The sequence below is a fragment of the Serratia sp. Tan611 genome (genome assembly GCF_905188235.1).
GTDB lineage: Bacteria > Pseudomonadota > Gammaproteobacteria > Enterobacterales > Enterobacteriaceae > Serratia_B > Serratia_B rhizosphaerae.
Genome location: NZ_LR994655.1, coordinates 3,276,997 through 3,301,313, shown reverse-complemented (window position 1 = coordinate 3,301,313; position 24,317 = coordinate 3,276,997). Strand labels below are relative to the sequence as shown.

Here is a 24,317-nt window from a genome sequence, read left to right as displayed (position 1 = left end):
CGCTGGGCGTAAAAAACTCAGGGACCGGTGGTTTCGCCGGTCAGGCTATTATAGACCGAGTTTGTTTGACAAAAATCAACAAAATCATCTATTTTCAACGGCTTGCTAAAGTAGTATCCCTGCATGAAACTCACTCCGCGCTGCTGCAGGAAACGAACCTGTTCGGTGGTTTCCACCCCTTCGGCCACCGTACGCATCTTCAGTTTATCCGCCAGCGCCAACACCGCATCCAACACCGGTGCGGTGACGGTCTCCCGGCCGATGGTATTGACGAATCCGCGGTCGATTTTCAGGTAGTCCATGCTAAAGCGTTGCAGATAGATCAGCGCGCTGTGGCCGGTGCCGAAATCATCAATCGCGATTTCGATCCCCTGGCGGTGTAGCCAGTCAAACTCTTGCTGTGCGCAGTCTTCCTCCACCATATCGCGCTCGGTGATTTCGAATACCAGCGTAAGGTCGTGCTGCGGCAACTGGGTTAATAGCTCCAGCACATCCTGATGGAAGCTCGGAGCGCGCAGATGCGAAGGCGCGATATTCATCCCCAGTTTGGCGCCCGGTGGCAGCGCCTGGGCCAGCCTGGCGGCATCGTCGGCAATCAGTTTGAACAGGTGGCGCGTCAGCGGCACGATCAGGTTTTCGCTTTCGGCATAGGGAATAAACAGATCCGGCGGGATGCGTCCCTCTGTCGGGTGTTGCCAGCGCAGTAGCGCCTCCAGACCGGAAACGGCATTGCTGGCGGTATGGAATACCGGCTGATATTCAATGAAGAATTCATTGCGCTTTATGCCGCGTATCAGCGCGCGTTCCGGGCTTTGCCGCAGCAGCATGGCGTAATAGCACAGCACGCCGATCAACAGGGACAGGATCAACCCGGCAAGCAACGTCAGGCGGATATCGTTGCTGGTGAGCTTCTGATTATAGAACAGCAGCGCCAGCGGATAGCCGGGGATGGATAATCGGTCGGACTGATAATCTGGCAAACGGTTCAGCGGGATCAGATCGGTAGAGAAGGTGGTTAAGGCGCGGGTGCCCATAATCACGGCCACGCCGGATCTTTTGGAGCCGGGGGCACTGAGTAAGTAGGGCAGCATATCGATATCCAGCGTGGCGAGGACGCCGTCGGCGCTGCTGCCGGGTTTACGCAGCCAGATCATCACCGCCGGCCGGTACGGGATCATTGGCGTGCCTGACTGCAATTTCATATCCAGCGGCTGATGCCAGTTAATTTCCGGTGAAATGGCTTTCAGGCCGAGCCTCATATCGCCGGTGGCGGATGAACAATAAGCGACGCCGTTTTTGATCAGCAGAAAAGTGCGAACATCGGGGGTAAAAGCGGCGCGATAGCCGATATTCGGCTGCGCCGACCGACAACTTTCCTGGGTCAGCGGCAGTATATTGCGCATCACGCCGGTCAGGGTATTTAAATAATTAATGGTGAACCGTTGCGTGCGCTGTGCCAGTTCGTGATGAAATTGCGCGCGCTGGTGATAGATCAGGGACAGCGTTACCGAGCTGAAAAGGATAAAAAAGACCAGAGCCACCATACAACTTTTAACCAGACTACGCCGACGATGTGATAGATGGCGGGTAAATGCCTTTTTTAAACCCATGAGCCAGCCCCCTGAGCACGGCGTAATAATTTGTTCTGCTTTTACTATATCTTATTCGCGCCGCTTTGAGCACAAAGGAGTGGGGCGCCGTGCGGTTTATTTATTCGCACTGTAAATAACGCATCACCACTTCCACCGTCATTTGTCGGTAGTGGGCCAATTTTTCTTCCGCCGTGCGGTTGCCTTCAAATAAGGTATCGAACGTATATTGGTTAGCGGCGTGGTGAAAACACAGGGCGCTGATAATACGGTGCACATCGCGCGCGTTCATTTTTTCGGAGAATAATCCCGACCGTTTACCCCGCTGTAAAATATCCTCCAGCGTCTGCAGCGCGCTGATATTGAGTAATTTCAACTTTTCCGACTGGCGGGCGTACTGACCGCGCTGCATGTTTTCCAGGCTGACCAGACGGATAAATGCCGGATGGGCGATGTGATAGTCGAAGTTGGCCTCAATCAGGCGCTGCATGGCGGCCTGCGGCGGCAGCGTCGCCAGATTGAGCGCCATCTCATCCTGGCGGATATGCGCATAGGCGTATTCCAGCACGGCGATATACAGCGACTCTTTATTCTTGAAGTGATAAACCACCATGCGTTTGGTGGTGTCAGCCTGCTCGGCAATGCGCTCCAGGCGCGCGCCCTTCAGGCCTGCCTCGGAGAACTCCGCCAGCGCACTGGCGAAAATACGTTGCTTCAGCCCTTCGGGGTCATTTTTGCGGGTGTTTTTTGCGGATGTTTCGCGAGGTGTACTCAAAATAGGCTCCGTAAAGTATGCCGTCGCGGCGGGCTATTGCTGGCGTCGTGCGCGGGAGGTCAGCCGCCACTGTAAAATCCGGCGGACAAAAGTGCAAATTTCACCGCGGCGGCCGGAATAAAAACGCCGCCCGGAGGGCGGCGTTACAGCGTTCAGTTTGGTATTCAGGACTTCTTTCAGGTCAGCTGTTGTTGGTCAACACCCGCCGCGCTTCGTGGTAGCGCTTGTTCCAGTAAACGTTGGACAGTTTGGAAATCATCACGCCATTGCTGGTCGACGCATGAACGAACTGATCGTTACCCAGATAGATGCCGACATGGCGACCGGTGGAACCGGAACGGAACAGTACCAGGTCGCCCGGACGCAGCTTGCTACGCTGCACTCTCTTGCCCATATCTTCCTGCTGATAGGTCGAGCGCGGCAGATCCATGCCGAACTGCTCGCGGAAGGTGCGTTGCACAAAGGCAGAGCAGTCGATGCCGCGTTTGCTTTCGCCGCCCAGACGGTAGCGAACGCCTTTCCAGTCGGCATACTGGTCCAGAATTTTTGACTTGATGTCAACATTACGCACCATGGCCTCGAATTCATCCTGAGAGGCTTGCAGTAAAAGACCGTCTTTGTCATTAACTGCACGCATCTCAGTTTGCGCGCTATCCGGATTGGCCGTGTGAGTCGAACTACATGCGGAGAGCAGGACCGCTGCCGCCATTGCGGGTACCAACCGCAACATGTATCTCAGAAAAGGTTGAGATTTGACCATTGTTCTCGAATTCCCTTGAAGTCCTTAACGACGAATGTCGCTACCTGAAAAATGCCAAACTGAACGAGGCTGAGCCGCATCCCGGTTTATCAGCCATCGGAAAACGGCAAAAAAATGTGCTGTAACGCACACTTTTCACGGTTTTAATACCGAAAAGTGATAAAACGGGCGCAAACGTTAAAGAGATTACCGGAAGATATAGGGGATTGCGAGCCTTTTTCTCTGACTTTTTTGTGTGAGTTCGCGATGTAACATAATGTAAAACTTCAGATAAAAAAAACCAAACCTGCTCAGGCGATTTTAACGAGTAACGACGGGGCGAAATAAGGCCGGAGGCGGGGGCAAAGATGCGGACGATTTGAGGGGGATTTCCCCCACAGCGGATGCGTTGCGGGGGAAGATAACGTTGACTTATGACCGGCCCGGGCGGTGTTTGCCGGGCAACAGGCGATTTAACCCGTCAATCAGGGCGTCGCTGGCCGGCGTCATCAGCCACCAACTGGCGCCGACCAGCACCACGGACAGCGAACCGACCGCAATATCGGTGAACCAGTGCGCGCCGATCATCACCCGCGGCAGCGAAAATACCACAACGATCGCCAGGGCGACCATAAAGGCCCAGACGCTAAAGTAACGCAGCATAAAGCAGGCGAAAATAATCAGCATCATGCCGTGGTCGCCGGGAAAACTGTCGCTGGAGGCATCTTTGGTCGGGATGCCGGTCAGCTCGCTGACGCGATTGATATTGTCAAAGGTCAGAGTCGGACTGGGGTGTTTTACCGGCAGCAGGTGCCCTAACTGGTTCAGCACTACCGCAGTCAGCAGCATCACCACGCCGGTCACCAGTAAACGACGGCGGCCGCTGGCGTCCTGTTTCAGATAAAAATGGAGATACAGCAGCCCCATGGCGATCAGTGAAATGCCGTCAAAGGCGCGGTTATTGGTAATGGCGACCAGGTGCAAAAACGTTGGGTCGCTGGCCAGGTGCTGGTTAAAGAAGAAGAAAATGGCCGAATCCATTTTAAACCACAGCCCGTGGTTGGCAGGTAAATACCAGGACAAAAATAAGGCGATGCCCAGGATATTAAGGAGCAGAATACGGGGAAGATTACGGCGCGTCATGAAATAACCTGTGTCGATAGTCAGAAAACGATAATAACGGTAAAGCCGTCAGCCTAAACGAATCTTAAACAAAGCCGATTGCAGCGCATTCCAGTCGGCATCCTCGCTGTGAATCAACTCAATGCGGCTATCCAGCGGCGGCGCGGGGCGGGTTTCAATACTCAGATCCTGCCCCTGACGGTTGATCACCAGCGTGCCTTCAGCGATGCGCACTACGCCTTTGGCGCGGTCAACCGGTGCCAGTCGGATCCACTCCATCATGCCAATGGTGTCAAACTCGGTATCGCCGTCAAAAATCCAGCCGCAGGCGGTGTAGCCTTGCCCCTGGTTCAGCGCCCGGCGCCAGCGCGCGTTGGACGGCAGACGCAATGCGGCCAGCCCCTGCGTCGCGGCGTGCGCATGGTGATGTTGTCCATCGGGTAATTCCGCGTGGTTGGTGCGCGGCAGGTCGAGCAGCGCGACGTCCATCTGCCCGCGCTCAATCTGGTATACCGGCCGGCCGGCGGCGGCATTTTCCTGCCAGCTTTGCAGCGCGTCGCGATCGGCGTCCTGCCAGACGTCGCGTTTGTTCGCCATAATCAGGTCGGCGGCTGCCAGCTGATCGCGGAAGTTTTCATTATCGCGGTAGCGCGTTTCCCGTAGCTGGCGTGCGTCCAGCAGACAAACCGTGGCGCGCAGATCGATCCAGCCGCCGTAGGTTTCCTGCGTCAGCAACGACAGGATCTGCTTCGGGTGGCCGAGCCCGGTGGGTTCAATCAGCAGCCGATCGGGTTTAGCCTGCTGCAGCAACATGTTCAGCCCGACCTGCATCGGCAGCCCGTTGACACAGCACATACAGCCACCGGGGATCTCTTTCAGCACGGCGCCGGAATCGGCCAGCAGCGCACCATCAATTCCGATTTCTCCAAACTCATTGACCAATACCGCCCAGCGTTCATTTTCCGGCTTATTCGCCAACAGATGACGAATGGTGGTGGTTTTGCCGCTGCCGAGGAAGCCGGTGATCAGGTTGGTTTTCGTCATAAATAGATTCCTGATGTTAATTTATTTAACAGTACAATTATTGAACATTATTGATGGGATTATCGGCGGCCATCCCGGGCACGTGTGCTGAATCACAAATATTGCAGATAAAAATGCGCCTTTCTGGTTTCAAAATCCATCTTGCGATACAAGAAATTTCCTAAGGAAAATCATTACAGTCAGTGTGTTTTTTGTTGTTATTAGCTTGTTTTTCTTCTGTTAATTGAGCAAGCAGTCGACAAAGTTCACGTCTGTTCTTGAGATTATTCCCAAGGATATCTCCTATGTTTAAATTGGCTTAATAAAAATATGAGGTGGCCATGAATACCCATAGGTTTGTCACTGCCGTAGGCGCATTGTGTTTATGGATGGCGGCCGGCGATGTCGGTGCGCTCGGCGGCACCGTCCATTTTATTGGTGCAGTGGTGGAAAGCCCTTGCGAGCTGAATATTACGGCAACGGCGGCGCGGACGGAATGTTATCGTAACGGGCGCGACTATCAAAGCCTGCAGCACACCCTGCCAAACTTCGATACTACACGCAAAGAACTGCCGCGGAATTTAGGCACTACAGAAATTCGCTGGGTGGACCAGCAGCAGCAACTCGCCATGATGACGGTGGACTATCGTTAACGTCCGGCCATGCCGGGAGCAGTCGCCCGGCATGGCCGATTGTTCTTATTCCCCTTTACTGACCCACGCTTGCACCGTCTGGCGCGCGCCGCGATCGCGCAGCGACAGATAGGCCTGCGTCACCGCTTCGACAAATGCCTGGCTCTCCGGCAAGGCCTCGCCGAAAATGGCGTTTAACGCCAGCAGCGCCTGTACCCGGCGTTCGTCGTCCGGCGTGCTGCCGACCACCTGCTGCAGGGTGCTCAGCATCGGGTCGCGAATGTCTATCGGTTGCCCGGCGTCGTCAATGCCGCCGACATAGCGCATCCAGCCTGCAACGCCCAGCGCCAGGCCGGTATAATCGCCGCCGTGCGCCAGATGCCAGCGCACGGAATCCAGCATACGCTGTGGCAGTTTTTGCGAGCCGTCCATGGCGATCTGCCAGGTGCGGTGCTGCAGCGCCGGGTTGCTGTAACGTTCGATCAGCTGGTCGGCATAGGCGGCGAGATCGATACCGCTGACGCTGAGCGTCGGCGCCTGTTCCGCCAGCATCAGCCGGCGGGCGGCCTGACGGTAGCTGGCGTCGGTCATACAGTCATTGATATGTTGATACCCGCCAAGATAGCCGAGGTAGGCGAGGAAGGAGTGGCTGCCGTTCAGCATACGCAGCTTCATCTGTTCGAACGGCAGCACATCGTCCACCAGTTGTGCGCCGGCGACCTCCCACTCGGGGCGGCCGGCGACGAAATTGTCTTCCACCACCCACTGAATAAATGGCTCGCAGGCGATGGCGCACTCATCCTGGACGCCGCCCAGCGCGGTTGCAATTTCATCCAGCGTTTCCGGCGTGGCCGCCGGCACGATGCGGTCGACCATGGTGCTGGGGAAGGTGACCTGCTCCGCGATCCATTCCGCCAGGTCGGCATCGCGCGCCTGCGCCAGATCGATCACCGCATGGCGCACGACGCGGCCGTTTTCCGGAATATTATCGCAGGACAATACGGTAAACGGCGGCAGGCCGCGCTGACGGCGCAGGCGCAGGGCTTCAACCAGCAGTCCCGGCACGCTGCTCGGCTGGCCGGGGTTGGCCAGATCGTCGCGAATCGCCTGATGCTGCAGATCCAGTCGTCCGCTGCCGGGTTCGATGCAGTAGCCTTTTTCGGTGATGGTCATGGACACGATCGCCACCTGCGGTTCGGCGAGTTTTTCCAGCACCGCCTCCACGCCTTCCAGTTTACGGTGGACGCTTTCATGCACCGCGCCGATGACGATCGCCTGATTACCGGCGGCGCCTTTTTCCAGCACCGTATAACGATGATCCTGCCGGCGCAGCGTTTCAAACAGCTTGTCGCCGCTGAACTGGCTGATTTCACACAGCCCCCAGTCGCCGCCCTGACGGTTAAGCACCCGGTCGGTCAGTAATGCCTGATGAGCGCGGTGAAATGCGCCGAAGCCGATATGCACGATGCGGCTGCGCAGGGCGCTGCGGTCGTAGGTCGGCTGTTGGACATCGGCGGGAAGCGGCTGGTTGGCGATCGTGTTCATGCAAAGCTCCGTAGCAAAGTAAAAGGCTGGCCGGCAGCGCTAAAGCTATCAGACCAGTTGGCCGTGCGTTATCGGTGAGGCTGCGTGCGGACGGCATTGCATCCAGAGTGCCATAGCCGCCGCTGCAAAGTTAGTCATTACGCCGCTGTCATGGCAAATAAACTGGGAAGCGTGAGATGGATCAATCAAACGAAGTTTGCATTTTGACAGCCGGCTACGAAAGAGTAAGTTAAAGATGAATGACATCTATCGCAAGTTGGTATAACAACATTCTCTAAAATATGCGATCTGCCTCACCACCGGCGATCGGCAAGCGCAATAAGGATACGGTATGGAACAAACGTGGCGTTGGTACGGGCCGAATGACCCGGTTTCTCTGGATGATGTGCGTCAGGCAGGCGCCAGCGGCGTGGTGACGGCGTTGCACCATATTGCCAACGGGGAGGTGTGGCCGGTCGACGAGATCAAGGCGCGTCAGGCACTGCTGGCGGAGAAGGGGCTGGTCTGGTCGGTGGTGGAAAGTATCCCGGTGCATGAGGATATTAAAACCCAGCGCGGCGATGCTGCACGCTACATTGCCAACTATCAGCAGTCGCTGCGTAATCTGGCGGCCTGCGGTATCGATACCGTGTGCTACAACTTTATGCCGATCCTTGACTGGACGCGCACCGATCTGGCGTATCAATTGCCGGACGGCTCCAAGGCGCTGCGTTTCGATCAGATCGCTTTCGCCGCCTTCGATCTGCATATTCTGCAGCGCGCCGGCGCGGAACAGGATTACAGCGCCGAGGAACAGACGCAGGCGCAGGCGTATTTCGCCGCGATGAGCGAGGCGGACATCGCCAAACTGACCGGTAATATTATCGCCGGTTTACCGGGGGCGGAGGAGGGCTACACGCTTGAGCAGTTCCGCGCGCGTCTGGCCGAGTATGACGGTATTGATAAGGCGCAGCTGCGGCAGAATATGGCCGTCTTCCTGCAGGCGATCGTGCCGGTGGCGGAAGAGGTGGGCATTCGTCTGGCGGTGCACCCGGACGATCCGCCGCGTCCGATCCTCGGCCTGCCGCGCATCGTCTCTACCATTGAGGATATGCAGTGGCTGAAAGCGTGCGTCGACAGCCTCCATAACGGCTTCACCATGTGTACCGGCTCTTACGGCGTGCGCGCCGATAACGATCTGGTCAAGATGATTGAAACCTTCGGCGATCGCATTCACTTCACCCACCTGCGCGCCACCTGCCGCGAAGAGAACCCGAAAACCTTCCACGAGGGCGCGCACCTGCAGGGGGATGTCGATATGGTGGCGGTGATTGAGGCGATCCTGAGCGAAGAGCAGCGGCGGCTGCGCGCCGGCGACCGCCGGCCGATTCCGATGCGTCCGGATCATGGTCATCAGATGTTGGATGATTTGCGTAAGAAAACCAACCCCGGCTATTCGGCCATTGGTCGCCTGAAAGGGCTGGCGGAAATTCGCGGCGTGGAGTTGGCGCTCAAACGACGCTTTTTCCCGGACCTCTTGCCGTAAAAGGTCGGGGGAAAACCCAATGGATTTCAAGTCGCAGCCAGGCGGCAAGTCCGTGAATCCCCGGGAGCTTACATCAGTAAGTGACTGGGGTGAGCGGACGTAGCCAACGACGCTGCGGCTTGAAAGACGCAGGGTTTTTAGTCGGCACGGCTCATATAGCGCCGCTCGGCGATATGAATTCTGATCTTGTCGCCGTTGCTCAGATACTCCGGCACGTGGATCACCAGGCCGGTGGCCATGGTCGCCGGTTTGTTGCGCGCGCTGGCGGAAGCGCCCTTGATGCCCGGCGCGGTGTCGACGATTTCCATATCCACGGTCTGCGGCAGTTCCAACGCCAGCACCTGGCCGTCCAGCGTCAGTACCTGCATCCCCGGCAGGCCGCCTTCCGGAATAAACAGCAGTTCGTCTTCTATCTGCTCTTTTTTGAAGATATACGGCGTGTAATCTTCTTCGTCCATAAACACATACTCTTCACCGTCGATGTAAGAGAAGGTCACCTTACGGCGCGACAGCGAGATGGTGTCGAGGATATCGTCGCCTTTGAAGCGTTCTTCTACTTTCAGCCCGGTGCGCACGTCGGAGAAGCGCATTTTGTACAGCGTGCTGGCACCGCGTGCGCTCGGGCTTTGTACGTCGATATCTTTCACCAGCAGCAATTTACCGTTGTGGTTGATCGCCATGCCGCGTTTAATTTCGTTAGCTCTTGCCATAAAAATAAACCTGTTTGTGAGGAGTCTTGGGAAGTTGCGACAAGTTACTCGCGCCGCGGCTTGCAGGCAAGTATCGCGCGCTAAAATAAAACGGCGAAAAGGCGGGGCGGCGCGCCGTCCCGCCGGCAGGGTTATTTAAATTCAGGCAGCATGCCCAGCAGCGCCAGACAGTGTGCGACGGCGTTAATCAGGCCGAACAGAATAATAAAGGCAATCATGCCGCGGCCGCCGGGCGCACGATAGTCTGACTGCGCGAAGCGGCGGCGGCTGGCGCGCGCCATCAGCGCCGGCACGATCACCGCCCACACCGTCGCCGCCAGGCCGGCAAAGCCGATGGCGTACAGGAAACCGTTCGGGAACAGCAGGGCCGCCAGCGTTGGCGGCGCGAAGGTCACCAGCGCGCTTTTGGCCCGTCCGCAGCCGTCGTCGCTGAATTTGAAAAAGTCGGCAATATAGTCAAACAGGCCGAGCGATACGCCGAGGAATGAACTGGCCAGCGCCATATAGGAGAACACGTTCAGCAGCTGGCTGACGGTCTGGCTGCTGCTGTTGCCCATCTGCTTCAGCAGGCTGCCGATATTGCCGCCTTCGGCGATCACCTGTTTAAAGGCGTCGCGCGCGATATTGCCCTGAATCACATATTGCCACAGGATGTAAATCGCCAGCGCCAGCAGCGTGCCGTACACCAGGCTGCGCACCACCGCGCGGCTGTCTTTATGGTAATACTTCACCAGCCCCGGCACGTTGCCGTGATAGCCGAACGATGTCAGCAGATAGGGCAGCGCGGCCAGCGCATACGGCATGTAGCTGGCGTCGCTGTTATGCAGATCGAACAGCACCGCCGGCTGCACCTGAGTGAACATATTGCCGACCGACAGCGCGAAGGTAATCACCATGCCGCCGATAAGAATGGTGCTGAGCCGGTCGACGGCGCGAGTCGACAGCCAGACGATAAACGCCACCAGCACGGCAAACACCAGGCCGGCGCCGGTCTGGCCCGCGCCGACGCTGTTCCCCAGCGTATGGGCGATAATCGAGCCGCCGGCGGAAATATAGGCGTAGGTCAGAATATACAGCACGAAGGCGATCGACAGGCCGTTGATACCGCTCCAGACGTTGCCGAGCAGATCTTTGACCACGGTATGGAAGCTGGCGCCGGCCGGGTAGTGCAGCGTGGCTTCCAGGATCATCAGGCCGGAAATCAGCATACAGGCCCAGGTATAAATCAGCAGCGCGACCGAACCGCTGAACCATACGCCGGAAGTTACAATAGGGATGGAGAACATACCGGCGCCGACGGCGGTGCCGGCAATGATCATGGCGCCGCCAAGTACTGAGGGGCGGGAAATTTTCTGGATACTGTCCGCAGACATACTGGCTCCTGGTGTGGCCGTTTAGCGCGCTGGTTCTTTTGTACTAGCGTGATGGTACGCGGTGGTGAGGTGCATGTAAAGGGCTTATTACGCATAAAGAGTGCATGATTGGCGGGCAACCTGGCGCTATCTTGCATACCGAACCGAGTCAGCGGCGCTGACATCGCATTGTGCCCGCAGTGGTTACCGGATGCCGACGCAGCGCGCCGCCGCCATCCGCGCAATAAAACTCAGGGGGCTGTATCGCTGCCGGGGCGCTTCTGGTATCGTCGCGCCTTTACCGTTACCGGGAGTTGCGTATGGAATGCCGTATTGATTGTGGGGCCTGTTGTACCGCGCCTTCCATATCCAGCCCGATACCGGGCATGCCGGATGGCAAGCCGGCCAATACTCCTTGTATCCATTTGGATGAGCGCCTGCGCTGCGGGTTGTTCCACTCGCCATTGCGCCCGAAAGTCTGCGCCGGTCTGCAGCCCAGCCGCGAGATGTGCGCCGACAGCCGGGATGAGGCGCTGATCTATCTTATCCGCCTGGAGGCGGACACCGCCCCTTAACATGTTCAGTGTGCGGCAGATAAAAAACGGGGCGCCGTCACCAGCGCCCCGTGATTCTCTGCCCTCTAATGCCGCATCAGGCGCCGGCCGGCACCGCATGCGCGGTGTTTTTCGGCGGTTCTCCCTGATACTTCTCGATCTCCAGCTGCGCCATCTGGCCGCAGTTGCCCTGCGCCAGGCTGGAGGTGCCGATATCGAACGTCAGACAGTTGACGTTGCCGTTCTTGCAGAGGGAGCCAGGCTGCGACGGATCGGCCGGATCGAACCAGGCTCCTTCGCTGATGCGCACCGCACCCGGACGCACGTCTTCGCTGACCCGCGCGCCGACCAGGATCTGGCCGCGGTCGTTAAAGGCGCGCACCAGATCGCCCTCGCTGATGCCGCGCGCCTTGGCGTCCTGCGGGTTGATCATGATCGCTTCGCGGTCGGCCACGGCAAGTTTCAGGCGCAGCGGCGTATTATCGAGCTGCGAATGCAGGCGGTTGGCCGGGTGCGCGGTATTCAGCGACAGCGGGTATTTTTCCGCTTCCGGCCCGCGATACCATTCGTGCGGCGGCATCCAGCTCGGCATGCCGCGGCAGTCCTGATAGTGCATTTTGGCGATGGCGTCGGAGTAGATCTCTATCTTGCCGGACGGCGTGCCGAGCGGGTTCAGCAGCGGGTTTTCCCGGTAGTCGGCAAAGCGCACCCACTGGGTGTTGGCCTCCGGCACCGGGAAGCGCACATAGTTGTTGGACTGCCAGAACATATCGAACGGCGGCAGGGCGACGCGGGCGTTGCGCGCCTGCTGTTTCATATCGTCATACATGCCTTTCAGCCACTGGGTTTCGTCTTTGCCTTCGGTAAAGGCTTCCTGCACACCCAGCTTGGCCGCCATGGCGGCGAAGATATCAAAATCACTGCGCGCCTCGTGCTGCGGCGGTACGCACTGGTGCATCGGGAACACATACAGCTGCGAATAGTCGCCGCCCATTTCCAGGTCGTTGCGCTCATAGCTGGTGGTGGCCGGCAGTACGATATCGGCATATTTGGCGGTGGCGGTCCAGTACGGTTCGTTGACCACGATGGTGTCCGGCCGCTGCCAGGCCTTGATCAGATTGTTGGTGTCCTGATGCTGGTGGAAGGTGTTGCCGCCCGCCACATACACCATCTTCACTTCCGGATAGGTGACGTCTGCGCCGTTGAACTGAATGGTTTTGCCCGGATTGGCCAGGCAGTCGGCGATGCGCGCCACCGGAATCGGCGTCGGCGAGTTGCGCGGGGCGTTGCCGGCGGAAATCCCGGCGACGATGCCGCCTTTGGCCGTTGGGCTGCCGCCGGAGGAGTAGTGATAGCTGAAGCCGAAGCCGCCGCCCGGCAGGCCGATCTGGCCGAGCATTGCCGCCACGGTCACCAGCAGCCAGTGCTGCTGTTCGCCGTGGTGCTGGCGCTGAATGCCCCAGCCGCCCATGATCATGGTGCGGTGGCCGGCCATATCGCGCGCCAGTTGGCGCAGCGCCTCGGCTTCCACGCCGCAGATATCGGCGGCCCAGTCGGCAGTTTTAGCGACGCCGTCGTCATCGCCCAGCAGGTAGGCGCTGAATTTGTCAAAGCCAACGGTATAGGTGTTCAGGAAGTCGGCGTTATGCAGCTTTTCCGTCAGCAGGGTGTGGGCGATGCCGAGCAACATCGCGCCGTCGGTATAGGGACGCGGGGCGAGCCACTGCGCATTGACGAATTTGGCGCTGTCGCTGTGCACCGGGTCGATACTGATGACGCGGGTGCCTTTCTGCTTCAGCGCGGCAAAACCGGTCTGGCCGTAATGGTCCGGCACGTTCCAGCTGTTTTTCAGCGTCACCATCGGGTTGCAGCCCCACAGAATCACCAGCTGGCTGTGCTCCACCACGTTCGGCCAGGCGGTCTGCTGCTCGTAAACTTCCATCGAGCCGACCACGTGCGACATGATCACCTGCGCTGCACCGGTAGAATAGTCGCCGGCATAGCCGAGGAAGCCGCCGGTCAGGTTCATCAGCCGCTGCAGCAGCGTACGGCTGTTGTGCAGCATGCCGACGCTCTTCCAGCCGTAGGAGCCGGCGTAGATCGACTGCGGGCCGTGATCTTTTTGCAGGCGGGTGATTTCGCCGCACACCAGCTCAATCGCCTTCTCCCAGCTGACGCGCACCCACTCGTCATGGCCGCGCAGATCGGTGCGGCTGCCGGGGCCGCCTTCCAGCCAGCTTTTGCGCACCATCGGGTATTTCACGCGGTTTTCCGCATGCACCTGATAGGGTGCCATGGCGATCAGCTCGTTCGGGTAAGGGTCGTCTTTTACCGGCTGGACGCCGACCATTTTGCCATCCTGCACGATGGCCTCAAAGGCGCCCCAGTGGGCGCCGGTCAGAATGCCTTTCTGCGCCTGACGCAGCGCCGTAAACTGCGGCAGAGCCTGACTGATGGCCTGCGCCAGCGCGGATTTTGGCCACAGGCCCGCCAGCAGCGGGGCGGCGGCCAGCGCGGTGACACCGGTCAGAAAGCGGCGGCGGCTGAGGGTTAACGGCTGTTGTAAATATTTGCTCATCTTCGTATCTCCCTTAAGACTTGGCCGCCGGTGGCATATCGCTGGCGTGTTTCTGTACGTACTGGGTCAGCACGCGCAATTGTTCCTGCGTCAATGAGGTACGCGGCGCCATGCCTTTGATTACGCCGATCCACTGGTTGGCGTTGAAGCGGTCAAGGGCGGTCAGACCGTGGCAGCCGGTGCAGTTGGCCGACATCATCTCCGCGCTGTAGCGCCAGATTTTTTGCTGGTCATCAATCAGCTGCTTGCGCGGCAGCCAGACCTGCAGGGAAACCTGATGCCAAACCAGGCCGGTTTCCGCATCGGTCAGGGTATCGCTAGTTTTCAGCTGTTTACGCGCCTCTTCACCCAGCAATACGCTGAGGATGCGTTTGCCTTGCGCGGCATAAAATACCTCGCTGACGCCGTCCTGCTGCCAGCCGTCGACCTGGGCCAGCACCTTGTCGCCGTCCTGTTTGATCACGTGCACCTCGGTGGACGGCATCAGGTTGCCGGCGTTGTGGCTATCCTGCGGCTGCAGGAAGAACGGCTCGGTGGCGATGGTGTACAGCGTGGTGGCGCTTGGCGAACTTGCCGCTGCAGCCTGCGCCAGTTCGGCTGCGCCAGCCTGGGTGGTGCCGCTCATATCGGGCAGAATGTGGGCGACGCCTTTATGGCAGTCGATACAGGTTTCGCCCTGTTTGATGGCGACCGGATGCTGCAGACGCGCTTCCGGGCGTTGCGCCGTGATGTCCATGGCGTCAAAGCTGTGGCAGGAGCGGCAGGTGGCGGAATCATTGTCCTTCAACGTCTTCCAGACCGACTGCGCCATCGCCAGTTTATGCGCCTCGTATTTCTCCGGCGTATCGATCACCCCGGTCATTTCACCATAAATATCTTTGACCGCGCGGATCTTGGTCCATAAATAGTCGATGGGCTGATGTGGCACGTGGCAGTCGGCGCATTCGGCGCGGATGCCTTTAGGGTTCTGGAAGTGTACGCTACCCTGATATTCCGCCAGGGGCTGCTGCATGCTGTGGCAGGAGACGCAAAATTCGCTGTCGCTGGTTTTATGGAACACGGTGGCGGTGGCGGCCAGCAGCGCCGCGCCCAGCACAATGCCAAGCAGTAACAGCCATAACCATCCCCACCGGCGTCGCTTTTCATTGTTCGTCAGTTTTTTGCTCATAGTAAACCCGCTTATAATGATGAAATGCCCGATAAAAACGCGTTGAAAACCGGCTCTTTCGGCCGTTATAACCGCGAGATTATAAAGGTTATCATTAAAGTCACCTAACACATTAGGGTTATTAGCGGTAAAAGTGACACTTTCAGGAAAAAGCAGCGCGATATATCGCTGATATATCACGCTGTTGTGAACAACGGTGACGAAACAGATGGCGCGGGTATCACGGATTTGTTGCCAAAGCGTGATGTTCGGCGATCAGCGTGGGGCGTGGTAGGCCAGCTGGTGCTGCCAGAGGTAGATCGCCATGCGGCTGGCTTCAAAGTGGGGCTCGGGCAGCGCCTCCGGCCGGCACCAGCGCCATTCGGCACACTTTTCCGGCTCTTTCAGCACCGCTTCGCCGCCGGGGTGTGCGGTGACCAGGCAGATGGATACGGTGTGTTTGCCTTCTTCGCGCCAGGTTTGCAGGTTATTACATACGCCGACAAACTGCGGTGTAGCGATATGCAGCCCGGTTTCTTCCGCGACTTCGCGTTGGGCGCAGCGTTCGAAGCTTTCGCCGGCCTCCAGATGGCCGCCGGGAATCGACCAGTAGGGCGCGTGTCTGCCGCAGCGTTTGCCCACCAAGACTTCCCCCTGTGGGTTGACGATAATCACCCCGATGCCCGTTAACACCGCCATGCTTTTCTCCTTCAGCTAAACTTCAGCAATCTGCCTTTTCCGCCCGTTCGCGCGTGCGGAGCGAGGGAAAAATGTGCGTAAGCTCAAAAATCTATCATATCAAACGCGGCAAAGCTTGCTTTCAGCCAGTGCGCCTCACATATTGATTGAAACGTTTCAGCGTTATCAGGCCGATTGCTTTTCGATAGATAACGCTCCTTTTTCTCAATAAAGCTGAAACGATTCAATTCAGCAGGAGAGGAGAACCATGTTCCAGTTGTCACAGCAAGACATCCACTTGGGCGCCGCCGCCGGCGGCAAACAGGATGCCATCCGGCAGGTGGCGGCCGCACTGACCGAGGCCGGCTGCGTCAGCGCCGCCTATGTCGACGGCATGCTGCAGCGCGAGCTGCAAACCTCCACCTTCCTGGGTAACGGCATTGCCATTCCGCACGGCACCACCGACACGCGCGATCTGGTGCTGAACACCGGTGTGCAGGTCTTTCAGTATCCGCAGGGCATTGAGTGGGGTGAAGGCCAGACCGCCTATGTGGTGATCGGCATCGCCGCCCGTTCCGATGAGCACCTGGCGCTGCTGCGTCAGTTGACCCATGTGCTGAGCGATGACAACGTTGCGCAGCAGCTGGCGCAGACCACCAGCGCGGAAGAGCTGCGCAGCCTGCTGATGGGCGAGAAACAGGCGGCTGAATTCCAGTTTGACGCTTCGCTGATTGCGCTGGACGTCAGCGCCGACAGCCTGATGACGCTGCAGGCGCTGAACGCCGGCCGTCTGCAAAAGATTGGCGCGGTGGACGCAAACTTCGTCAGCGATGTGATTACCCGCAAGCCGCTGAATCTGGGGCAGGGCATCTGGCTGAGCGACAGCAACGAAGGCAACCTGAGCAGCGCGGCGACGGTCAGCCGCCCGGCACAGGCGTTTACCGAAGACGGCGAGCCGGTAGCGCTGCTGCTGACCGTGGCGGTCGCCGATGAGCAGCCGCTGACGGTGCTGAACTACCTCAGCGATCTGCTGCTGGCGCAAAAAGCTGAACGTCTGCTGAAGGCGGATGCCGCCGGCGTGCTGGCGTTGTTGACCAGTGAGGTGGCGGAACAGAGCGAAGTGCTGACCGCCGAATATGTGATTCGTAATGAACACGGTCTGCATGCCCGTCCGGGCACCGCCTTGGTGAACGTGATCAAACAGTTTAACTGCGATATTACCGTCACCAATCTGGACGGCAGCGGTAAACCGGCCAATGGACGCAGCCTGATGAAAGTGGTGGCGCTGGGGGTGAAGAAAGGTCACCACCTGCGCTTTACCGCCAGCGGAGAAGATGCTGAAGCGGCGCTGACGGCGATTGGTGAAGCCATCGGCAGCGGACTGGGCGAGGGTGTGGCATGAGCAGAAGAGTCGCAACCATTACGTTAAACCCGGCTTACGATCTGGTGGGCTTTTGCCCCGAGATTGAGCGCGGCGAAGTCAACCGGGTGAAAACCGCCGGTCTGCACGCCGCCGGCAAAGGCATTAACGTAGCCAAGGTGCTGAAGGATCTGGGCATCGACGTGACCGTCGGCGGGTTCCTCGGCAAAGATAATCAGGACGGCTTCCAACTGCTGTTCAGCGATTTGGGCATCGCCAACCGTTTTCAGGTGGTGCCGGGCCGCACCCGCATTAACGTCAAGCTGACGGAAAAAGACGGCGAAGTGACCGACTTTAACTTTTCCGGCTTTGAGGTGACGCCGCAGGACTGGGAACGTTTTGTGACGGATTCCCTGAGCTGGCTCGGCCAGTTCGATATGGTGGCGGTCAGCGGCAGCCTGCCGGCCGGCGTGGCGCCGGAAGCCTTTACCGATTGGATGACCCGCCTGCGCACCCAGTGTCCGTGCATTATTTTCGACAGCAGCCGCGAGGCGCTGGTCGCCGGGCTGAAAGCGTCGCCGTGGCTGGTGAAGCCTAACCGCCGCGAGCTGGAAATCTGGGCCGGCCGCCCGCTGCCGACGCTGAAGGATGTGGTGGAGGCGGCGCATGCGCTGCGCGATCAGGGCATTGCTCACGTGGTGATTTCTCTCGGCGCCGAAGGCGCGCTGTGGGTGAACGCTTCCGGCGAATGGATCGCCAAGCCGCCGTCCTGCGAAGTGGTCAGCACCGTCGGTGCCGGCGATTCGATGGTTGGCGGGCTGATCTACGGCCTGCTGATGCGCGAATCCAGCGAGCACACCCTGCGCCTGGCGACCGCGGTCGCCGCCCTGGCCGTGAGCCAGAGCAACGTAGGCATCACCGATCGTCCGCAGTTGGCCGCGATGATGGCGCGCGTCGACCTGAAACCTTTTAATCAATAGCAGGAGGCAGAATGAAAACGCTGCTGATAATTGACAGTTCACAGGGGCAGGCGCGCGGGCACCTGGCGCAACGCATGCTCAGCGCTGCGGCGGCCAAAGCCGGCCTGCAGTTGGTTGATGCGCCGGCGGAGGCCGAACTGGTGGTGGTCGCCGGGGCGGCCGTGCCGGCGGACGAAGCGCTGAGCGGCAAGGCCGTGTATCTGGGCGATGTTGAACACGCGGTGCGTGATGCCGACGCCTTCCTGGCGCAGGCCAAACGCGACGCGGCGCCGTATCAGGCGCCGGCCGCCGCGCCGGTTGCGGCGCAGGCCAGCGGACAAAAACGTATCGTGGCGGTGACCGCCTGTCCGACCGGCGTGGCGCACACCTTTATGGCCGCCGAGGCGATTGAAAGCGAAGCGAAGAAACGTGGCTGGTGGGTGAAAGTGGAAACCCGCGGCTCCGTCGGCGCCGGCAATGCCATTACGCCGGAAGAGGTGGCCGAGGCGGATCTGGTGCTGGTAGCCGCTGATATCGAAGTGGATTTGGACAAGTTCGCCGGCAAGCCGATGTACCGCACCTCTACCGGGCTGGCGCTGAAGAAAACCGCGCAGGAGCTGGACAAGGCGCTGGCGGAAGCGGAAGTGTTTCAGCCGCAGAAAGGCGGCGCCGCCCAGTCTACCGGTGCGCAGAAGAAAGAGGGCAATGGGCCGTATCGCCACCTGTTGACCGGGGTCTCCTATATGCTGCCGATGGTGGTGGCGGGCGGCCTGTGTATTGCGCTGTCCTTTATGTTCGGCATCAAGGCGTTTGAAGAGCCAGGCACGCTGGCGGCGGCGCTGATGCAGATTGGCGGCGGTTCGGCGCTGGCGCTGATGGTGCCGGTACTGGCCGGCTATATTGCCTTCTCCATTGCTGACCGTCCGGGCCTGACGCCGGGCCTGATCGGCGGCATGCTGGCGGTGAGCACCAACGCCGGCTTCCTCGGCGGGATTATCGCCGGTTTCCTGGCGGGCTATGTCGCCAAAGCCATCAGCGGCAAGCTGCGTCTGCCGCCGAGTATGGAAGCGCTGAAACCGATCCTGATCATTCCGCTGTTCGCCAGCCTGATCACCGGTCTGGTGATGATCTATGTGGTCGGTACGCCGGTCGCGAGAATCATGGAAGGCCTGACCCACTGGTTGCAGTCGCTGGGTACGGCGAACGCGGTGCTGCTGGGGGCGATTCTGGGCGCCATGATGTGCACCGATATGGGCGGCCCGGTCAACAAGGCGGCCTACGCGTTTGGCGTGGCGCTGCTCAGTTCCTCAGTCTATGCGCCGATGGCGGCCATTATGGCGGCGGGCATGGTACCGCCGCTGGCAATGGGGCTGGCGACCTTGCTGGCGCGGCGTAAATTCGACAAGTCGCAGCAGGAAGGCGGCAAGGCGGCGCTGGTGCTGGGGCTGTGCTTTATCAGTGAAGGGGCGATTCCGTTTGCGGCGCGTGACCCGATGCGCGTCCTGCCGTGCTGCATCGCCGGCGGTGCGCTGACCGGCGCGCTGTCCATGATGTTCGGCGCCAAGCTGATGGCGCCGCACGGCGGCCTGTTTGTCCTGCTGATCCCGGGCGCGATTTCACCGGTGCTGATGTATCTGCTGGCGATCGTTGCCGGCACGCTGCTGGCGGGTATTTCCTACGCGCTGGTCAAACGCGCCGACGTGGCGGTGAAAGCGGAAGCCTGAGTCAGATCTGCGGCCATAAAAAACCGGAAGCCTTTGGCTTCCGGTTTTTTTATCGCTGCGGCCGGTTACTGCTGGGCTTTCAGCCAGGCAATCTCTTCCGCCCAGATATCGGGATTGACGGTTTCAAGGATCAGCGGAATATTATCGAAGCGCGCATCGCGCATGATATAGCTGAACACCGTTTTTCCGATATTGCCTTCTCCCAGACTGTGGTGGCGGTCAACGCGGCTGTTGAACTCGCTTTTCGCATCGTTCAGGTGCATACCGCGCAGATAGTTGAAGCCGACCACCTCTCCCAACTGCTTAAAGGTGTGTTCACACGCTTCTTCGCTGCGCAGGTCATAGCCGGCGGCAAAGGCGTGGCAGGTGTCAATACAGACGCCGACGCGGCTTTTGTCTTCCACGCCGTCGATGATCGCCGCCAGATGCTCGAATTTAAACCCCAGGTTACTGCCCTGGCCGGCGGTGTTTTCAATCACAGCGGTCACGCCTTCAGTCTGATCCAGCACGATATTGATGGATTCGGCGATGCGCGCCAGACACTTGTCTTCATCAATCTGCATCAGATGGCTGCCGGGGTGGAAGTTCAGCAGCGTCAGCCCCAGCTGTTCGCAGCGCTGCATTTCGTCGAGAAAGGCCGCGCGGGACTTCTCCAGCGCTTCGGTCAGCGGGTGCCCCAGATTAATCAGATAGCTGTCGTGCGGCAGAATTTGCCCCGGGCCATAGCCATAACGCGCGCAGGCGCTCTTAAATTTATCAATAACTTCGGCAGACAACGGTGCTGCTTTCCATTGACGCTGATTTTTGGTGAACAGGGCGAACGCGGTCGCCTCTAATTCGTGTGCGCGGATAACCGCCTGATCCACGCCGCCTGACGCGCTGACATGTGCACCGACAAACTTCATTTGCAATCTCCTGTGTTAACCCCGCGCCAGTTCCTGCCGTCTCCTGAGCGAAGCGGTCGAACCGGCGAGGGTGTCGCACTGCCATTATGGCATTGATGGACGGCGGTTTGAATGGCAGGAAGGGGGCAGGCCCGAATTACGGACCTGCCGGGAGGCGATTAGAACAGATGCTGCACGGCCTGGTTAATCACGCCGCCGCCGACAATCAGCCAGATAAACAGCAGGGTTGCCAGCAGAATCGGTTTGACCCCCGCCTGACGTACGGCGCTGATATGGGTGGTGAGGCCCAGCGCCGCCATCGCCATTGCCAGCATCCAGGTGTCGGCGGTAATCAACTGCTGCACCAGCGCGGCCGGCAGCAGGTTGAAGGAGTTGAACCCGGCAACGGCGATAAACAGCACGGCGAACCACGGGATGGTGATGGCGGATTTTTCCGCTTTGCCGGCGCCGCTGCCACGGCTGATATAGCCTGACAGCAGCAGCAGGAACGGGGCCAGCATCATCACGCGGATCATCTTGGCGATCACCGCGGCGTTTTCGGCGTCAGGGCCGATGGCATGACCGGCGGCCACCACCTGCGCCACCTCATGAATGGTCGAGCCGGTATAAATGCCGAAGGTTTCCTGGCTGAACGGCAGCCACTGATACTGCAGGTTTAAATGGTACAGCCACGGATAGGCGAAGATCGCCAGCGTGCCGAACACCACCACGGTGGATACCGCAACGGCTACCTTGCTGGACTCGGCTTTCAGCACCGGTTCGGTGGCCATGACCGCCGCCGCGCCGCAGATGCTGCTGCCGGCGCCGATCAGCATGGCGGTCTGGCTGTCGATGCCGAACACCTTTTTACCCAGCCAGCAGGCCAGCAGAAAGGTGCTGCTCAGCGTCAGCGCATCGATCAGAATGCCGGTGGCGCCGACGTCGGCGATTTGCTGAAAGGTTAAACGGAAGCCGTACAGGATAATGCCCAGACGCAGCAGGCGCTGTTTCGCCAGCTGTACGCCGGCGTGGCAGCTGGGCTGCAGCCAGGGATACAGCGTATTGCCTATCACGATGCCGAACAAAATGGCCAGCGTCAGCGCGCCGAGGCCCAGCCCGGCTATCCAGGGTACGTCGCCCGCCCAGACGGCGAGCGCGGTTAACGCGGCGGTCAGTGCCAGTCCGGGCACCAGACGCGGCAGGCCCAATAACGGGAAGCGCCGTTCAGGATAGGTTGTTGTTGTTTCAGTCGCCATTGCTCAGGTCCTTTCTCTGATTCTCTGCGGACAAGAGTAGGGCGTGGCGCTATAAAAGAGAAATTGATTATATGGTTATAATCAATCTGAATAAGTGGTAAATAAAAAGGGCCGCACGATGTGCGGCCCCGGTTTTAACGTCGACGTTATTGGAAAAAGAAGTGGTTACTGTTGAGCTGCGCGACGATGCCCTTCGCAACGTAGTTCGCTCCGCTCAGGGTAAAGTGGCCATAATCGAAGGCGGCAGGTTGCCCGCTGGTTGTCATTTCCAGGCAGCGATCTCCCGGACAGATCAAATCGTAAACCGAGATGTAGTTGGTTTTCATCGAGGTAGACAGGGCTTTGAGTTCACTGTCCATCAGTTTACGGCTTTTCACGACGGAACGACTGGCCAGCGCCGGATCGCCATTTTCCTGATAGGCCAACAGTTCCGGCAACGGCCCTTTATACTCTACGGTCGGCCCCAGGATGTAGAAGTTCTTAGTGTGTTGCTTCAGGTAGTTGATGGTGTTGATCAGCGCCGGCTTATCGTGTTCATTCCAACGCGCAGAGACGATGACGCCGTCGATCTTATTATTGATAATCAAATCTTTATAGACATAGTCCATAATGGCGGTGCAGCGGTTGCTGAACTTTTGTTCGGTAACCGGTTTACAGCCGGAGGCGGTGGCCTGCATCAGGTTGACGTTTTCACCCGCCGCCAGGCTGATGGCGCGCCACAGGTGAGCGCCGTGGCTGTCGCCGATCAGTACGACGTTCTTTTTGGTGTCGGACAGTTTCAGGCAGTGCTCTTTGTTGTAATTGCCCGTCGCGCCCACTTCACCATTGATAAAGCATTCGCCGAAGCGGTATTGATAGTTGTATTCGTCGGTGGTGCGGTAATTAATGTAATCGGCAATTTTTAACGAATTATCGGAGAAACTGCCGTTGTCATACTGCCAGTAGCCGATAATCGACGTCAGCGAGGCGGCTAGCACCACGCTGGCGGCTGAAGCGGTAACAATACGTTTTGACGGCACGTTCTTCAGTTTATAGCGGAACGGAATTTCGATCAGATAACGGGAAGCAATTGCCAGAATAAAGGTGCTGGAAAGCACCAGCAGGCTTTTTTGCCACAGCGCGCCGTCAAACAGAATATTGGTATACACGATAATCGGCCAGTGCCAGAGGTACAGGCAGTAAGAGATCATACCGATATACACAATCGGCTTGATTGCCAGGATCTTGTTGATGATGGCATCGCGGCCGGAAATAATAATCAGAAATGCGCCTACACACGGGTAGAGGGCATTATATGACGGGAACTTTTTGGTGGTATCCAACCACAGGAAACCAAATACGATTAGCGCCAACCCCAGCAGGCTTAAAGCGTGGCGGGTTGCAGATTTTTTCAGAAAAGCGGCCTGTTCCAATCCGCCAACCGCCAGCAGGGCGCCGAGCGCCAATTCCCAGGCGCGGGTCGGCAGCATATAAAAAGTCATGCTTGGCTGGAACTTCAACCCCAGCAGGCTGAGCATAAAGGAGCCGATGATAATAAGTACAATCATCATCGTAGTGCGGTTGCGGAAGAATTTTAATGCGGTAAATAAAATAATCGGGAACAGAATATAGAACTGTTCTTCAACCGCCAGCGACCAGGTGTGCAGCAGGGGTTTTAATTCTGCTGGGCCGTCGAAGTAACCGGTTTGACTAAAGAAGAAAAAGTTTGAGGAAAATAACGTTGTGGCCAGCGCGCTTTTTCCCAATTCGGCGACCTGCACAGGTAGCAGAATATGGTAGCCGATAACCAGCGTGACGAGTAAAACGACAAATAAAGGGGGGAGAATCCTTAAGCTGCGGCGTTTATAAAAGTCTACGTAAGAAAAATCACCCTTAATATATTCTTGGAAGATAATACCGGAAATTAAATAACCGGATATTACAAAAAATATATCAACACCGGTAAATCCGCCGGGAATGCCAGGAAATCCCATATGGTATGCGATGACCGGCAGAACGGCGAGCGCCCGTAACCCGTCGATATCTGCTCTATATTTCACAATCCCACCTAAAGTAAGCAAAATGATGCGAAAGTATAAGCAAATCGTTAACATTATTTGAAGAGCGTTACAGTCGATTGGGAGTGATAATGTATAAAATAGGATTAAGCTCAGCCTGCCCGGCGC

At 58.4% G+C, this 24,317-nt stretch carries 20 protein-coding genes; 6 read left to right on the top strand and 14 right to left on the bottom strand.

The genetic code is table 11. From position 1 onward, the window contains the following. Positions 1–17 precede the first annotated feature (17 nt). From TAN611_RS15625 to TAN611_RS15605, 5 genes are all read right to left on the bottom strand, one after another. On the bottom strand, positions 18–1,610 hold the full coding sequence (locus TAN611_RS15625; protein WP_105231865.1) for a cyclic di-GMP phosphodiesterase: 1,593 nt from the start codon (positions 1,608–1,610) through the stop codon (positions 18–20). Positions 1,611–1,710: 100 nt separating this feature from the next. Then, the gene (locus tag TAN611_RS15620) at positions 1,711–2,364 is read right to left on the bottom strand and encodes a TetR family transcriptional regulator (protein WP_105231864.1); all 654 of its coding nucleotides are present in this window, start codon (positions 2,362–2,364) and stop codon (positions 1,711–1,713) included. A 181-nt stretch (positions 2,365–2,545) separates the two neighbouring features. Beyond that, on the bottom strand, positions 2,546–3,124 hold the full coding sequence (gene mepS / locus TAN611_RS15615; protein WP_105231863.1) for a bifunctional murein DD-endopeptidase/murein LD-carboxypeptidase: 579 nt from the start codon (positions 3,122–3,124) through the stop codon (positions 2,546–2,548). 411 nt (positions 3,125–3,535) lie between these two features. Beyond that, a complete protein-coding gene (locus TAN611_RS15610; protein ID WP_105231862.1) occupies positions 3,536–4,246 on the bottom strand; it encodes a phosphatase PAP2 family protein in 711 nt (236 codons plus the stop codon). Positions 4,247–4,294: 48 nt separating this feature from the next. Further along, complete coding sequence (locus tag TAN611_RS15605) at positions 4,295–5,269, bottom strand: GTP-binding protein (protein ID WP_105231861.1); 975 nt, start codon at positions 5,267–5,269, stop codon at positions 4,295–4,297. A 320-nt stretch (positions 5,270–5,589) separates the two neighbouring features. Between TAN611_RS15605 and TAN611_RS15600 the strand changes: the two genes are divergently transcribed. Beyond that, positions 5,590–5,901 carry a type 1 fimbrial protein gene (locus TAN611_RS15600; protein ID WP_105231860.1) on the top strand — a complete coding sequence of 104 codons (312 nt, stop codon included), beginning with the start codon at positions 5,590–5,592 and terminating at the stop codon, positions 5,899–5,901. A 45-nt stretch (positions 5,902–5,946) separates the two neighbouring features. Here TAN611_RS15600 and TAN611_RS15595 read toward each other — a convergent pair whose 3' ends face one another. After that, positions 5,947–7,425 carry a mannitol dehydrogenase family protein gene (locus TAN611_RS15595; protein ID WP_197949957.1) on the bottom strand — a complete coding sequence of 493 codons (1,479 nt, stop codon included), beginning with the start codon at positions 7,423–7,425 and terminating at the stop codon, positions 5,947–5,949. Between the two features lie 331 nt (positions 7,426–7,756). Here TAN611_RS15595 and uxuA point away from each other — a divergent pair, with 331 nt between their 5' ends. After that, complete coding sequence (gene uxuA / locus TAN611_RS15590; protein WP_111736747.1) at positions 7,757–8,950, top strand: mannonate dehydratase; 1,194 nt, start codon at positions 7,757–7,759, stop codon at positions 8,948–8,950. Between the two features lie 137 nt (positions 8,951–9,087). Here uxuA and yeiP read toward each other — a convergent pair whose 3' ends face one another. Both yeiP and mtr read right to left on the bottom strand, forming a co-directional pair. Continuing rightward, entirely contained in the window at positions 9,088–9,660 is a 573-nt protein-coding gene (yeiP, locus tag TAN611_RS15585) for an elongation factor P-like protein YeiP (protein ID WP_105231857.1), read from the bottom strand. A 131-nt stretch (positions 9,661–9,791) separates the two neighbouring features. After that, a complete protein-coding gene (gene mtr / locus TAN611_RS15580; RefSeq protein ID WP_105231856.1) occupies positions 9,792–11,033 on the bottom strand; it encodes a tryptophan permease in 1,242 nt (413 codons plus the stop codon). A gap of 299 nt (positions 11,034–11,332) precedes the next feature. Here mtr and TAN611_RS15575 point away from each other — a divergent pair, with 299 nt between their 5' ends. Further along, positions 11,333–11,587, top strand: coding sequence for a YkgJ family cysteine cluster protein (locus tag TAN611_RS15575; protein WP_111736750.1), 255 nt, complete (start codon positions 11,333–11,335; stop codon positions 11,585–11,587). A 76-nt stretch (positions 11,588–11,663) separates the two neighbouring features. Here TAN611_RS15575 and torA read toward each other — a convergent pair whose 3' ends face one another. The 3 genes from torA to TAN611_RS15560 form a co-directional block, all read right to left on the bottom strand. After that, on the bottom strand, positions 11,664–14,144 hold the full coding sequence (gene torA / locus TAN611_RS15570) for a trimethylamine-N-oxide reductase TorA (protein WP_203066707.1): 2,481 nt from the start codon (positions 14,142–14,144) through the stop codon (positions 11,664–11,666). A 13-nt stretch (positions 14,145–14,157) separates the two neighbouring features. Further along, the gene (locus TAN611_RS15565) at positions 14,158–15,312 is read right to left on the bottom strand and encodes a NapC/NirT family cytochrome c (protein ID WP_187044398.1); all 1,155 of its coding nucleotides are present in this window, start codon (positions 15,310–15,312) and stop codon (positions 14,158–14,160) included. Between the two features lie 255 nt (positions 15,313–15,567). Beyond that, positions 15,568–15,990, bottom strand: a complete 423-nt coding sequence (locus TAN611_RS15560) for an NUDIX hydrolase (protein WP_111736753.1) — start codon at positions 15,988–15,990, stop codon at positions 15,568–15,570. A gap of 247 nt (positions 15,991–16,237) precedes the next feature. On the opposite strand from TAN611_RS15560, the gene fruB reads away from it, so the two are divergent. The 3 genes from fruB to fruA are packed head-to-tail and all read left to right on the top strand — an operon-like array spanning position 16,238 to position 20,012. Beyond that, complete coding sequence (gene fruB, locus TAN611_RS15555; RefSeq protein WP_203066706.1) at positions 16,238–17,371, top strand: fused PTS fructose transporter subunit IIA/HPr protein; 1,134 nt, start codon at positions 16,238–16,240, stop codon at positions 17,369–17,371. Further along, positions 17,368–18,309: a 1-phosphofructokinase gene (fruK, locus tag TAN611_RS15550; protein ID WP_105231850.1), complete on the top strand. Its 942-nt coding sequence runs from the start codon at positions 17,368–17,370 to the stop codon at positions 18,307–18,309. Before fruB ends, fruK begins: the two co-directional genes overlap by 4 nt. Before the next feature lie 11 nt (positions 18,310–18,320). Next, positions 18,321–20,012 (top strand): PTS fructose transporter subunit IIBC, encoded by a 1,692-nt coding sequence (gene fruA / locus TAN611_RS15545; protein ID WP_187044400.1) that lies wholly within the window; start codon positions 18,321–18,323, stop codon positions 20,010–20,012. 65 nt (positions 20,013–20,077) lie between these two features. On the opposite strand, the gene nfo is transcribed toward fruA, so the two are convergent. From nfo to TAN611_RS15530, 3 genes are all read right to left on the bottom strand, one after another. Beyond that, on the bottom strand, positions 20,078–20,917 hold the full coding sequence (gene nfo / locus TAN611_RS15540) for a deoxyribonuclease IV (RefSeq protein WP_105231848.1): 840 nt from the start codon (positions 20,915–20,917) through the stop codon (positions 20,078–20,080). Between the two features lie 158 nt (positions 20,918–21,075). Beyond that, the gene (locus tag TAN611_RS15535) at positions 21,076–22,152 is read right to left on the bottom strand and encodes a YeiH family putative sulfate export transporter (RefSeq protein ID WP_111736756.1); all 1,077 of its coding nucleotides are present in this window, start codon (positions 22,150–22,152) and stop codon (positions 21,076–21,078) included. Positions 22,153–22,298: 146 nt separating this feature from the next. After that, positions 22,299–24,245: an acyltransferase family protein gene (locus TAN611_RS15530; RefSeq protein WP_234008589.1), complete on the bottom strand. Its 1,947-nt coding sequence runs from the start codon at positions 24,243–24,245 to the stop codon at positions 22,299–22,301. Between the last annotated feature and the right edge of the window lie 72 nt (positions 24,246–24,317).